At 69.2% G+C, this 11,856-nt stretch carries 15 protein-coding genes; 5 read left to right on the top strand and 10 right to left on the bottom strand.

Annotated elements, in window-relative coordinates; all coding sequences use genetic code 11:
• Positions 1–6: 6 nt before the first annotated feature.
• On the bottom strand, positions 7–1,191 hold the full coding sequence (locus A5702_RS01460) for a glycosyltransferase (RefSeq protein WP_068217615.1): 1,185 nt from the start codon (positions 1,189–1,191) through the stop codon (positions 7–9).
• A gap of 356 nt (positions 1,192–1,547) precedes the next feature.
• Here A5702_RS01460 and A5702_RS01455 point away from each other — a divergent pair, with 356 nt between their 5' ends.
• The 3 genes from A5702_RS01455 to A5702_RS01445 all read left to right on the top strand — a co-directional run bounded on the left by A5702_RS01455 (position 1,548) and on the right by A5702_RS01445 (position 4,481).
• Positions 1,548–2,876, top strand: a complete 1,329-nt coding sequence (locus A5702_RS01455) for a PPE domain-containing protein (protein ID WP_068217703.1) — start codon at positions 1,548–1,550, stop codon at positions 2,874–2,876.
• A gap of 388 nt (positions 2,877–3,264) precedes the next feature.
• Complete coding sequence (locus A5702_RS01450; protein WP_156349395.1) at positions 3,265–3,546, top strand: DUF732 domain-containing protein; 282 nt, start codon at positions 3,265–3,267, stop codon at positions 3,544–3,546.
• An 89-nt stretch (positions 3,547–3,635) separates the two neighbouring features.
• Complete coding sequence (locus A5702_RS01445) at positions 3,636–4,481, top strand: MOSC domain-containing protein (RefSeq protein ID WP_068217612.1); 846 nt, start codon at positions 3,636–3,638, stop codon at positions 4,479–4,481.
• A gap of 6 nt (positions 4,482–4,487) precedes the next feature.
• Here A5702_RS01445 and A5702_RS01440 read toward each other — a convergent pair whose 3' ends face one another.
• The 6 genes from A5702_RS01440 to A5702_RS01420 form a co-directional block, all read right to left on the bottom strand.
• Positions 4,488–5,756, bottom strand: a complete 1,269-nt coding sequence (locus A5702_RS01440) for a cytochrome P450 (RefSeq protein WP_068217610.1) — start codon at positions 5,754–5,756, stop codon at positions 4,488–4,490.
• A gap of 14 nt (positions 5,757–5,770) precedes the next feature.
• Entirely contained in the window at positions 5,771–7,174 is a 1,404-nt protein-coding gene (locus A5702_RS01435; protein ID WP_068217607.1) for an NAD(P)/FAD-dependent oxidoreductase, read from the bottom strand.
• A complete protein-coding gene (locus tag A5702_RS01430; RefSeq protein WP_068217604.1) occupies positions 7,171–7,386 on the bottom strand; it encodes a ferredoxin in 216 nt (71 codons plus the stop codon). The genes A5702_RS01435 and A5702_RS01430 overlap by 4 nt, the downstream gene beginning before the upstream one ends.
• A gap of 103 nt (positions 7,387–7,489) precedes the next feature.
• Positions 7,490–7,735 carry a hypothetical protein gene (locus A5702_RS01425; protein ID WP_369817848.1) on the bottom strand — a complete coding sequence of 82 codons (246 nt, stop codon included), beginning with the start codon at positions 7,733–7,735 and terminating at the stop codon, positions 7,490–7,492.
• Positions 7,736–7,757: 22 nt separating this feature from the next.
• The gene (locus tag A5702_RS25380) at positions 7,758–8,003 is read right to left on the bottom strand and encodes a DUF6480 family protein (RefSeq protein WP_055399207.1); all 246 of its coding nucleotides are present in this window, start codon (positions 8,001–8,003) and stop codon (positions 7,758–7,760) included.
• A 176-nt stretch (positions 8,004–8,179) separates the two neighbouring features.
• On the bottom strand, positions 8,180–8,434 hold the full coding sequence (locus A5702_RS01420) for a hypothetical protein (RefSeq protein WP_055399210.1): 255 nt from the start codon (positions 8,432–8,434) through the stop codon (positions 8,180–8,182).
• Positions 8,435–8,680: 246 nt separating this feature from the next.
• On the opposite strand from A5702_RS01420, the gene A5702_RS01415 reads away from it, so the two are divergent.
• On the top strand, positions 8,681–9,238 hold the full coding sequence (locus tag A5702_RS01415) for a CsbD family protein (protein WP_068217600.1): 558 nt from the start codon (positions 8,681–8,683) through the stop codon (positions 9,236–9,238).
• Between the two features lie 26 nt (positions 9,239–9,264).
• Complete coding sequence (locus A5702_RS01410; protein ID WP_068217597.1) at positions 9,265–9,927, top strand: IF2 family translation initiation factor; 663 nt, start codon at positions 9,265–9,267, stop codon at positions 9,925–9,927.
• Positions 9,928–9,931: 4 nt separating this feature from the next.
• On the opposite strand, the gene A5702_RS01405 is transcribed toward A5702_RS01410, so the two are convergent.
• The 3 genes from A5702_RS01405 to A5702_RS01395 form a co-directional block, all read right to left on the bottom strand.
• Positions 9,932–10,609 (bottom strand): cutinase family protein, encoded by a 678-nt coding sequence (locus tag A5702_RS01405; protein WP_068217594.1) that lies wholly within the window; start codon positions 10,607–10,609, stop codon positions 9,932–9,934.
• Between the two features lie 86 nt (positions 10,610–10,695).
• Positions 10,696–11,055 carry a DUF3253 domain-containing protein gene (locus A5702_RS01400; protein WP_231964960.1) on the bottom strand — a complete coding sequence of 120 codons (360 nt, stop codon included), beginning with the start codon at positions 11,053–11,055 and terminating at the stop codon, positions 10,696–10,698.
• A 7-nt stretch (positions 11,056–11,062) separates the two neighbouring features.
• Positions 11,063–11,836, bottom strand: a complete 774-nt coding sequence (locus A5702_RS01395; RefSeq protein ID WP_068217591.1) for an enoyl-CoA hydratase/isomerase family protein — start codon at positions 11,834–11,836, stop codon at positions 11,063–11,065.
• Between the last annotated feature and the right edge of the window lie 20 nt (positions 11,837–11,856).

Below are 11,856 nucleotides of genomic sequence, written 5' to 3'. Positions count from 1 at the left end.
AACCTTCTACCCGACCCGACCGCTTTGCACCACCGCGTCTTCCAGAAGATCGGCGGCCCTGCCGACGCTTTCGGCGGGTTTGGTCAGCTGCGCGGCCACCTCGCGGGCCCGGACGGCACATTCCGGAGCAAGGACCGAGCGCAGGTCGGTGACGAGTGAATCGTAGGTCGATTCCGAAAACGCCCTGGCGATACCGACTTTCAGCCGGCTGACGGCGGAGGCCCAGATCGGCTGATCGAGCCAGAGCCAGAGCACCAACATGGGGGCTCCGGCCCGCATGCCCGCCGCGGTGGTGCCCGAACCGCCGTGGTGCACGATCGCGCGGCAGGCCGGAAAAATGGCCGCATGGTTGACCGCGTCCACGATCTTCGTATGGTCCGCCCGCGCCACCTCGGAAAAGTCGTTGAAGCCGCTGCAAATTAGCGCCCGTGCGCCCAACTGCTCACACGCCCCGCTGATCACCGCGACCGTCTCGGCGGGCGACGTGACCGGCGTGCTGCCGAAACCGAAGTAGATGGGCGGCGCCCCTTCGGCGATCCACGACAACACCTCGTCGTCGACGTCGGTCGGCATTTCCAGGGTCAGCGATCCGACGAACGGCCGCCGAAGCCCGGACCCCGCCCAATCGGCGGCCAGCTCTGGCACACACAGCTCCTCGTAGGCCTGGATCTCCAACGCCTGCGAGGCCGGTGAGCCGCCGGCCGCCGGCAAACCCAGCGTCAGGCGCTGGGTGCCTTCGGCGGCGTTCGTCACGTGCGCCTGGAGCCCGCCCAGTTCGAGCGCCTTGGCGGGGAAGAAGTGCAGGGCGGCGAACGGCAGGCCGTAGGCCTCCGCGACGTTGGCGGCCAGCCGCTGTTCGTTCATGCCGGCCACCAGCAGGTCGGCGTCCTGCACCAACGACGACAGCGTCGTGGTCTTCTCCGCCCACACGCCGGTGACCCGCTCCGCGATCTGCGGTAGCGCACCGATCGGATCCTGGACGCGTTGAACGAAACTCGTTGCGGCGGCTATCTGTTCACGCGTGTCCGGCCCGTAGGCGACCGCGGTGAGCCCGGCCGATTCCACCAAGCGCAGCCGATCGGGGGGGACCGCCATGCGCACGTCGTGACCCCGGCGGAGCAGCTCGCGGCCGACAGCCGCGCACGGCTCGACGTCGCCCCGGCTTCCGTAGGCGGCCAGCACAATCTTCATCAAGACCTAACTCGCGGTGGTGATACCGATCCAAGCAGACCGGCCGTTGATCGCCCGGTCCGCTTATACCGCATGCGGGGCGAGGCCGGCCGCGTCGTTGCCGGGCTCCGCGGGAACCCCGGGGTTGCTTATCGGTGATCGGCGCCACTCACCGTCGTTGCATCGCTGGTCACCGGCCCCACTCGCGCCTCTGCGTCGCCTCGCGCGCCGTCCGGCGGCAGGACTCGGTTTCAAGTCATGGTGAAATCTTTATTGCGGGAAGGATCTAGATTTGTTCGCTGTCCGTTGGGCAATCCCACTACGGCCAGCTACGAACCGTTAACACTGTGGCCACCTACCGTCCGGAGGAGACGACCATGGATTTCGCAGCGCTGCCTCCGGAAATCAATTCCGCGCGGATGTACACCGGGCCGGGGGCGGCACCGCTGCTCGGCGCGGCCATCGCCTGGGACGCGCTGGCCGTCGCGCTGCATGCCGCGGCGACGTCTTACCAGTCCGAGATCACGGCCCTGACCGGTGGGCCCTGGATGGGGCCGTCGGCGGAGGCGATGGCGGCCGCCGCGGCACCCTATGTGAGCTGGACCCGAACGGCCGCCGCACAGGCCGAAGAGACCGCCAACCAGGCCAAAGCGGCCGCCGCCGCCTACGAGGCGGCGTTCGCGGAAACGGTGCCGCCGCCGGTCATCGCGGCCAACCGCAGCCAGCTGATGTCCCTGATCGCGACGAACATCTTCGGGCAGAACACCCCGGCGATCGCGACCACCGAGGCGCAGTACTCCGAGATGTGGGCCCAGGACGCCGGGGCCATGTACGGCTACGCGGCGTCCGCGGCGGCGGCGACCAGGCTGACGCCCTTCACCCCGCCACAGCAGAGCACCGATTCGGGCGGCTCGGTGCGGCAGGCGGCCGCCCTCAACCAGGCCGCGGCCACGTCGGCCGGAAAGGTGCAGAGCGCGGTCACCTCGACGCAGCAGGCCCTGGCCGCGACGCCCGACGCACTGAACAACCTCGCGGGCCCGCTCCTCCCGGGCTTCGGCGGGCGGGACCTGTTGGGCCTGGCGGCGGACCTCAGCGCGGTCTTCGTCGACCCGGAGATCGGCGCGGCGGGCCTCGCCGCCGCCGTCGTGGCCCTTCCCTACGACGTTTCCGGTGCTTTGACCGGTTTCCACACCGATGACATCGTCAGCGGCTGGGCCGGGGTGCAGTCCTGGCCGGGCTTCGCCCCGGTTCCCCCGACGCCCTTCCCGGTGATCACCAACCTGGCGGGCGGGTCGGCCGCGACGGCGGGTCTGGCCCAGGCGAACACCGTCGGCGGTCTGTCGGTCCCGCCGGCCTGGACCGCGGCCGCCCCGGAGATACGGCCGGCCGCCCTGGCGCTGCCCGCCACCAGCGTGGGCGCCGCGCCGGCCTCGTCCGGCACCTCCGGCAGCCTGTTCGGTGAGATGGCCGCGGCGGGCATGGCCGGGCGCGCCATGGCCGGCACGGGCGGCGCGGGCCGCGCCGAAAGGGTCAGGGGGGCAACGCAAAAGCCGACGAAGGACGGCACGACGGCACCTCAGGTGCCGGCTGGCGGGCCGATCACCAGCATCGCCGCCGAGTTGCGCGAGCTCGCTTCCCTGCGCGATGCGGGGATCATCACCGAGGACGAGTTCCTCGAGCAAAAGCAGCGCCTGCTCCCGCACTGACCTCGCGCGCGCCGACATGGGCCGCATTTTCCATAACCGGCGCCCAATACCGCCAGATGGCTCGGGCAATTGCTACCGGGGTCAATGAATTCCCGGGTGGCCTCGCCGTGTCGCCGGCCGACCGGCAAACCTGATAGCAGTCGATCGCCGTTTGCGCAACTCCGGGCGCAGCGCAGCCATCCGGGCGACTGAGCCGGTGCAACCACGGCTCGCACCAAGCCCGCAGAAATGTTGTCCCCGCGGTTACCGAAGGGCCGCAGCAATTTTCTTATTTTTAATATTGGCCGGCATCCCTCGCTCATATACTTGCCCCACCTCGATACCGACAACAAAAGAAGGGCACAAAATGCTTACATCGCGTTGGCTGGCCAAACTGACAATTCCCGTCATGGTTGGCGCTGCCCTCACCGCAACGACCGCGATTGCGTCGGCCGACAGCACCGACGACGCATACCTGGCGAAATTGCACAACCTCGGATTCACGTGGCCCTCGTCGAGTGACTCCGACATGATCGCGCTGGGGCACGCGGTCTGCGCGGACCGGATGGCCGGCAAGACGCCGGACGCCATCGCCGCCGACCTGCATTCCGGCATGAGCGCGAAGGGCTTCAGCTTCGCCGACATGACCGGCTGGGTGAGCGCGGCGGAGTCGACCTACTGCCCGGGCTGATCGATTTCTGACCCCCCAGTGGGTTTGGCGTCCTGCCCGCATAGTCTGATCCGGACGGTGCGGGCAGGATCGCTGAGTGGGGACGGGCAGTGACGGAGCCGACGGGGTTTTCGGGTCAGGCCGCTGCTGAGCTGCGGGTCCAAACCCTGTTGCGCTATCCGGTGAAATCGATGCTCGGCGAAGCCGTGTCGCACCTGTTCGTCGACGAGCACGGCGCCCAGGGCGACCGGCGGCTGGCGCTGCTCGACGCCGACACCGGCCATGTGGCCAGCGCCAAGAATGCCCGGCTGTGGCGTGGTTTGTTGAAGTGCACCGCCAACGCAGACGCCGGCCGGGTGAGCATCGAACTGCCCGACGGATCCAGCGTGGCGGCCGACGACCCCGGCGTCGACGCTCTGCTCTCGCAGCTGTTGGGGCGGCCGGTCCGACTGATCGCCCAGCGCCCGCAGGGCGCCTCGTTGGTGCGCCCCGATCCGGAGAAGTTGCTGGAGCTGGGCCTGGATGCCGACGTCGGTGGCCGCATCCTTCAGATCGCCCAGGCGACGCCGGGTGACGCGTTCACCGATGAGGCGCCGCTGCATGCGATTACGACGGCCACGCTCGAACACATCGGTGTGGAGGCGCTTCGGTATCGACCCAACTTGGTGATCGAGACGCCGCCCGGCTACCCGCCGTACGCCGAAAACGACTGGGTCGGCCGCGACATCGCCGTCGGCGACGCACGACTGCGCGTCCTCACGGCCACATCCCGCTGTGTCGTACCGACGCTCGAACACGGATCGCTGCCACGCGCCCCGCATGCCCTGCGCACACCGGCAGCTGAAAACCGTTGGGACACAGGCGGTCACGGCCCCCAGCCGTGCGCGGGTGCGTATCTCGCGGTGGCGGCGGAGGGGATCATCCGCGTCGGCGACCGCGTCACCATCGGCGGGTAGGGGGATTCACTCGGTGATCGCCGCGAAGTCCACCCAGAGCTGGCGGGGCCCGCGGAACACCTGATTGTGCCGGTAGGGCGGCGGGTCGATCACCAGCCTGGGAGATTCGAGGCGGCGGACGAAGATCTCCAGCGCCAGGTTGACCTCCAGCCGCGCCAGCGGGCCGCCCATGCAGGTGTGAATGCCGCTGCCCCAACCGAAATGCTCGTTATCCGGGCGCAGCGGGTCGAAGCGGTCGGGATTGTCGAAGCGACGCGGATCCCGGTTGGCGGCGGCGTAGATCAGATACACGGCCGAGCCCGCGGGGATCAGCGTCCCGGCGATCTCGATGTCCGCGGTGGCGCTGCGGCTGGGGAAGAACTGAACCGCCGACTGCAGCCGCTGCACCTCTTCGATGACGCGCGGAATCAGCTCCGGACGCTGCCTGACCAAATCCCAGCTGCCGGGGTTGCGCAGCAGCGTCATCACGCAATTGCTGATGGTGTTGACCGTGGAATCGTGTCCGGCGACGAGAAGCAGCATGGCGTTGGACGTCGCCTCCTTCACCGACATCGGGCCGTCGGGGCCGTCGTCGTGCAGCAGCCTGGACAGCAGGCCCTCGCCGGGGGTTGCCGCGTATGTCTGCACCAGCTCACCCAGGTAGGCCAGCAGGGCGACGGTTCCGGCGCGGCCCTTCTCCGCCAGGGCCCGCCCCTCCTCGGTGGCGCCCTCGGGCCCCAGATCCAGGCCCATCATGAAGTCGAAGATCCAGGCGTGAAACCTCGATTCGTCTTCGACGGGCACGCCGAGGATCTTGCAGATCACGGAGACGGGTATCGGATAGGCGAACTCCGCCACCACGTCCAGACGGCCGGTGCCGCGCGCCCTGATCTCGTCGAGCAGGTCGTTGGCCAGCCGGACCACCAGCGGTTCCATGCCGGGGATCACGTCGGGGGAGTGCGGCGGCCCGAAGTGGCGCATCACCTGGCGCCGCGCCCGGTCGTGCTCGGGCGGGTCGGAGACGATGATGCTCGGCTCCCGGCCGTAGGCCTGCAGGTGTCCGCTGCCGGGCTCGGGTTCGGGCTTATCGACACCGAAATCCGAAGGGCTGCGGCGAATGTCGGAGCTGATTCGCGGGTCGTGGGCCAGCGCGAGTAACTCCGGGTAGCCGGTGACGACGTAGGTCTTGTCGGCGACCTTGGCCACCGGTGTTTTGCGCAGCTCCTCGAAGAACGGGTAGGGGTTCGGCCGGTTCTCGAACTTCATCGCTTCGGCCCAGGCGGTCGCGGCGTTCATGTCGTCTCCTGCCGTCAGCGGATCCGGGGTCGGAATTCGGCGCCACGCGAGGTCGGGTCGTGTCCGGTGAGCACGACGTCGGGAATGTCGGTGCGTTCGCGCGGGTCGGGGAATCGGGCCGGCATCGGCTCGAAGAGGAGGGGCCGGTCGTAGCCGGGCGGGGGCGGCGGGAACGGTGCGGACCGCTCGATCAGGGAAGCGTAGTACGGCAGCCATTTTCCGTGATTGAACGTGACCGCCCCGACGATGCGGCCCCGGTGTCCGTAGGCGGCCGCGAAGCGGCGCTGCTCGACCGAGCCCTGGGTGAAGACGATCTCGTCGCCGAACGAGCACACGCCGACGCTCTTGATGTTGACGCCGAATTGTCCTGACCAGAACGAGGGGAGCGGCAGGTGCGGCCGTCGTCCCGTCTCCACACTGATCATGTTGTTGGCCGCCACCTCGGCGCCGAAAACCGCATTGTCCCAATGTTCTTGCGACATGAACTGGTATTCGTAGAGGACGTGCGGGGCGCGCGCCACATCGCCGGCGACGAAGATGTTGTCGGTCACCACGCCGTTGATGTCGAACGCGCGGCAGCCGGCGTCACAGGCCACTCCCCAAAACCCGCTCGCCAGCCGGGCACCCTCGAGCCACTCCACGTTGCGGATCGAGCCCAGCGAGGCCACCACGACGTCGACCTCGAGCACGGTGCCGTCCGACAGGTGGGCCGCGCGGACCTTGCCGCCGGCGTCGCCTTCGAGCCGATCGACCGCCACGCCGGTGCGCAGATCGACCCCGGCCTCGATCTGCATTTGCGCGGCGATGTCACCGATCACCCCGCCCAGCGCACCGGTCAGCGGCGCCTTGCCCCGCTCGGCGACGGTCACCGGAAGGTCGAGATCGCGGCACACCGAGGCGATCTCCGATCCCACGAACCCCGAACCGACGATGAGCACCCGGCGGGGCCGTGCCTTGAGCGCCGCGGCCAGCTTGGCCGCGTCGTCGCACGTGCGCACGCTGAACAGCCCCGCCAGAGCCGCCTCTTCGGGGTTGAACCAGGGGCGCGCCCTGGTGCCCGTGGCGATCAGCAGCCGGTCGTAGTCCACCTTCTCGCCGTTGGCGAGCAGCACCTGGCGGTTGGGCCGGTCCAGGCCCACCGCCGCGATACCCAGCCGCCATTGCGCGTTCACGGGTCGCAGGCGGGGGAGTTTGGTGTGGTCGGCGGGCACCCAGCCCTTCAAGACCTGCTTGGACAGTGGTGGCCGGTCGTAGGGTTCATGGGGCTCGTCGCCAATGATGGTAAGCGGTCCCTGAAACCCTTTCTCGCGCAGCGCTTCCGCCGCGCGCAAACCGGCCAGGGACGCGCCGACGATGACGATTCGGCCCTGGGCTCTGAAGGTGTCGACCAGCTGGCTGACCAACGACCGCGTGGTCATGGGGCGTGCCGGTCGGTCGGTGGGTCCACTTCGAGGATGATCGCCTGGACGGGGCAGGAAGCCGCGGCGCGCAACACCCGCTGTCGCTGGGAGTCGTCAGGATTGGGATCGTAGGCCAGCGCTTCTTCGCCGACGAGTTGCAGCACGTGGGGCGCCAGCGGGACACATTGTGCATAGCCCTGGCACTTGTTGAGATCCACGACCAGCCGCATGTTCCCGACCTTCCGCCCGGCGATTAGCCCCTTAGCGGGCAGATTACTTCGCCGCGGTCGCCCGCTACAGGGTTCGCGAGGATTCGCGCACCCGGGGGGTAGGTCAGGCGCCCAGATTGCGGAATGCCGTGTCGAGTTCCTCGGCCTGCTCGGCCAGTTCGCGTTCCGAGAGCTGCGCACCGCCGGTGCGCTCCAGCACCTCCTGGCGCGTGGCGATCTGCAGGGCGCCGCGGTAATCCGGGCTTTCCAACTGCGCCGGCGAAGCGACGTCGATGCGGCCCTCGATCGCGACCAGCGCGGCCTGCTCGTCCGGGCAGTCCAACAACCGCCGGATATCGTCGGCGTTCACGGTCGAAGAGAATCCGGCCATGTTAGTGCGCCCCAACCATTTTCATGACGAGTAGCACCGCCACCGCGAGGAACACCACGGCGAAGACGCACACGGCGATCACCGTGAGCATTGAGCTGGGGGTGAATCGCCGGGTCGCGGGTGGTTGATGCCCTGCCACGCCCGAGGTCTGCGCCGCCGCGGGGGGAGTGGTCCCCGGCGCGGTGCCACCACCCGGCTCGAGCCCGGGCGTTCGTAGGGGGTCCGGATTGGGGGGTTGCGCGGTCATCGTCGGCACCGGTCCTTTCGTGGGCTTCCGGGCGGCAGCGGCGCTTTCCACCGAGCCGCATCGCCACTCGGTCCGTTGCGGCTGCATTCCCGCCCAGCACGCGCCCAAACGGACCGCCGCAAATCGCGCACCGGCGATCGCGTCGCCAATCGGCAGGGCGGTGCGGGGACGGGCGCCTACGCTTCGGCCTGCGGGGTGGGGCTTTGCGCAGATTCCCACTTCGACGCGAGCGCCCTCGTGACCGTGGTGCCCGCGGCCAGGTCGAGCTGGAAGGTCTCCCCGCCGTCACCTTCGAACGTGATGCGGTAGCCGCCGTCGGTGGCGTCTTTGAACACCACCTTGTAGGGCCGGTCACCAGAGCCGCGGTTCACGCTGATGATGTCGCCCGGGGCGACGTCGTCGATCGGGTCGTTACCGGAGACTTTGGACATACCGTCGACGGTAGCCGATCGGGCTCCGCACGCCCCACACGCCGTCGGCCGTGATGCCGTCTCGGTTGCGATTGGTGACTTCCCTTGCAGCTGTTGATAATTCACCAACCGACGGCCTCATCGCGGCGCACCAGAAGCGGGTGACGCAGATCACACGCGTGTTTGATCGGCCGCATCGGTGGAACCACTGACCGTGACACCAACGAACGAACGCAATTCTTGGCTAACGCCGCAAGGAGACTTTCGATGAGCGAGCACAACAAAGCCGACGAAGCGCGACGGGGCCTGATCGATTCGGTCAAGGGCAAAGCCAAAGAGTTCTTCGGGGCCGTCACCGGCAACGAATCACTGACCGCCGAGGGGCAACTCGAACAGACCCAGGCGCACGAGCGCAAGGAAGCCAACGCCATGGAGGCCGTCGCCGAGGCCCAGGCCGAACGCGCGCAAGACGATGCGGCCCAGGCCAAGGCGGAAGGCGCCCGGCAGCGGGTCGCCGCCAACGCGCAAGCCGTCACGGCCGAGGAATCGATCGAAGCCCAAGCGGCGGCTTCCGAGCGCGCCGCCGAGCAGGCCGCGCGGCAGCGCGCGACCGCCGAGAAGACCCGGGCCGAGCTGGACGCGCAGCACGAGATGCAGCGGGCGAAGGCCGAGGAGCGGGCCGAAATCCGCGACGCGTCCGAGGACATCGTCGACGCCGCCGCCGAGCACCAGAGCTCCGTGCAGGTCGCCCGGAACGAGGAGTCGGAGGCCGACCGTCTTCGACGCAAGGCCCAGAACGTGACCAACGACGCCGACCTGCCCTGACGGCGGCCCACAGACAGGAGAAGTTGATGAAGATATCCGAAGTCCCGTTGGCCGTTCTGCGGTTTCACTACCAACTGGCCCGTTTCCCGTTGCAGGTCATCGAGGACCGGGTGGTCACCCGGATCCCCAGCGAGGCGTCCGCGCGCCTGATCTTCGAGCGCTCGCTTGGCCTGCTGGACACCACCGTCGGCAATGCGCTCGACGACCCGCAGCTCGTCGAGCGGGGGACCGCGCTCGTCCAGCGCAGCGACGCGCTGGGCCGCGCCGCCCAGCTGGACGCGAAGGCCGCGGCCCGCCGCGAGCAGGCCGACGCGAAGCTGCGGGGCGCCCGCGACCAGGCGATCGAGGACCGCCAGGAGGCTCAGGCGGCGACGCAACAGGAGATCAAAGAGGCGCGCACCACCGCCGAGCAACGCAAACGCGAAGCGGCGCAGGCGGCCAACCAGCAGAGCGCCGCGGCGAAGCGGCGCGCCGACGAGGCGGCTGACCGGCAAAAGCAGACGGTCGAATCAGCCAAGCGCCAGGTGGAGACCCGGACCAAGGCCGCCGAGAAGGACGCCGCCAAGGCCGCGGCCGCGGAAATCGACGAGGCCGAGGACAAGCTGGGCGACGCCGCCGAGAGGCGCTCCGAAGCGGACCGGGTCGCCCAACTGGCGGCCGCCGAGAAGCAACAGCGGCAGGACGACTGACGCGTCAGGCGCGCGGCGCCGCGGCCTGGTTGACCTTATTGGCCGCGAACGTCGCCGCCTGGGCGGTCATTCCCGCGTCGATGTAGGAGACGTGCGCCATGATGTTGCCGCCCGGGGAGCAGATCGGATCGTCCGGGGCGCACAGGCTGATCACCTTGGACCCATAGGCCGGGCTGATGGTCGGTAGCGGTTGACCGCCCCACAACATGGACGAAAACCCGCTGCTGGGCTCGCCGAAGAGGGCGACGGCGGCGACGTGATCGGCGACCGACGGCGGCATCGCGTTGGTCGCCAAGTCGATCACCGTCGAGCCCTGGGAGTATCCGCCGAGCACGATCCTCGAGTTCGGGCAGCTGGCGACGGTGTCTTGGATGTGAGTGCTCGCGTCGTTCGACCCGGCGTTCGCGCTGTTGTGGTAGTCGTCGTTGGCCGGGTAGTTGACCGCATAGACGTCGACGGACTTCCCGCCGAGTTGCGAGGTGAGCGAGTCCACGAAGGCCTGGCCGATGTTGCCCAGCCCGGGCTCCTGGTGGGTGCCGCGGGCGAAGACCACCGACACGTCGGCGCAGGCATCGGCGCCGGCGGTGGGCGGGGCCGACGGCCCCCAGAGCGGGCTGCTCAAGGCCGCCCACGTCGTCGCCACCGAAACACCCATAATGCGAGCAAGTCTGCGTGAACTCATGCCGAAATCCTGTCACATCACCGGCCACGCCCGTCCCGGCGGGCAGGTACCCGTGCGGGCACGGCCGAGTCGGCTTGCCGCACAGGTCAATCCGAGGTGGTTCGGATGCGGATGGGTCCGGCCCACTCAGCGTCGGGGTCGACGACGGCGCCGCGCTGCGTGATCTGGACGTCGCCCGCTTTGGCCAGGTCCCGGGCGACCTGCCGGGCGTCGGCCATCAACGCGCGCCAGTCGTCGCCGCCCACGGCCCGGGCGGCGTCCGACGGGCAGATGCTGCTGCGCCGGCCGCGATGCCCGGCCAGCGCACGGATCGCCGATTCCAGCCGCTGCCCGACCGGCCCGTCCCCGAGGGCGCGCGCGGCGTGGTCGGCCCCGCGCCCGCCGCCGTCAAGGACCCGCGCCAGCTCGGCCCGCAATCGCTCACCCGCCCGACCGGTCAAGGCCACCGCGCAACTAGCGGCCGCGCCACTGCGGCTTTCGCTTTTCGGCCCAGGCCCGTAGCCCCTCGCCGACGTCCTCGGTCGCGCCGGCCACCTTGCGCATGGTCTCGCCGAAGCGGACCGACTCGATCCAGCCCATGTCCGCGGTTCGCCACGCCACCTCCTTGGTGGCCCGTTGGGCCAAGGGGGCCGCCTCGGTGAGCGTGCGGGCCCACGCCTTGGCCTCGGCCTGCAGCTGATCGGGTTTCACCAGCCGCCACACCAGACCGACCTCCTTTGCCCGCTCGGCGCTCATCGGCTTGCCGGTCAGGAGCAGCTCCATGGCGTTCGCCCAGCCCACCCGCTGCGGAAGCCGGATGGCCCCGACGATGGTCGGCACCCCGATCGCGACCTCGGGAAAGCAGAACGTGGCCTCGGTGCTGGCGATGACGAAATCGCAGAACAGTACCCCGGTCACCCCATAGCCGATGCAGGGCCCGTGCACGGCGGCGATGGTCGGCTTGAACAGCTCCATCCCGGATTCGAAGGAGTTGATCGTCGGCTTCTCCCAGAACGTGCCGCCGAAGGTGCCGACCGAGCCCTCGCCGTCCTTGAGGTCACCGCCGGCGCAGAAGACGCTGCCGTTGGCCGTCAGGATCCCGACCCAAGCGTCCAGGTCGTCGCGGAAACGATCCCAGGCCGCGTTCAGATCGTGGCGCAGGGCGCCGTTGATGGCGTTGCGAGCCTCGGGGCGGTTGAGGGTGATGGTGGCGACGTGGTCGTCCAGCTCATAGGTGACGAGGCTCATGGGTTCACCCTAGGGCGGCG

Source organism: Mycobacterium sp. E3339, from assembly GCF_001666915.1.
Lineage (GTDB): Bacteria > Actinomycetota > Actinomycetes > Mycobacteriales > Mycobacteriaceae > Mycobacterium.
The sequence above is the reverse complement of the archived record's forward strand: the minus strand, read 5'-3'. Positions and strand labels throughout refer to the sequence as shown.

Coding starts and splice junctions, on each gene's coding strand:
- A5702_RS01395 (WP_068217591.1), bottom strand. CDS start 11,836: ATGAGCCTCGTCACCTATGAGCTGGACGACCACGTCGCCACCATCACC.
- A5702_RS01410 (WP_068217597.1), top strand. CDS start 9,265: ATGAAGATATCCGAAGTCCCGTTGGCCGTTCTGCGGTTTCACTACCAA.
- A5702_RS01460 (WP_068217615.1), bottom strand. CDS start 1,191: ATGAAGATTGTGCTGGCCGCCTACGGAAGCCGGGGCGACGTCGAGCCG.
- A5702_RS01430 (WP_068217604.1), bottom strand. CDS start 7,386: ATGCGGCTGGTCGTGGATCTCAACAAGTGCCAGGGCTATGCACAATGT.
- A5702_RS25380 (WP_055399207.1), bottom strand. CDS start 8,003: ATGACCGCGCAACCCCCCAATCCGGACCCCCTACGAACGCCCGGGCTC.
- A5702_RS01405 (WP_068217594.1), bottom strand. CDS start 10,609: ATGAGTTCACGCAGACTTGCTCGCATTATGGGTGTTTCGGTGGCGACG.
- A5702_RS01415 (WP_068217600.1), top strand. CDS start 8,681: ATGAGCGAGCACAACAAAGCCGACGAAGCGCGACGGGGCCTGATCGAT.
- A5702_RS01440 (WP_068217610.1), bottom strand. CDS start 5,756: ATGAACGCCGCGACCGCCTGGGCCGAAGCGATGAAGTTCGAGAACCGG.
- A5702_RS01450 (WP_156349395.1), top strand. CDS start 3,265: ATGGTTGGCGCTGCCCTCACCGCAACGACCGCGATTGCGTCGGCCGAC.
- A5702_RS01435 (WP_068217607.1), bottom strand. CDS start 7,174: ATGACCACGCGGTCGTTGGTCAGCCAGCTGGTCGACACCTTCAGAGCC.
- A5702_RS01455 (WP_068217703.1), top strand. CDS start 1,548: ATGGATTTCGCAGCGCTGCCTCCGGAAATCAATTCCGCGCGGATGTAC.
- A5702_RS01420 (WP_055399210.1), bottom strand. CDS start 8,434: ATGTCCAAAGTCTCCGGTAACGACCCGATCGACGACGTCGCCCCGGGC.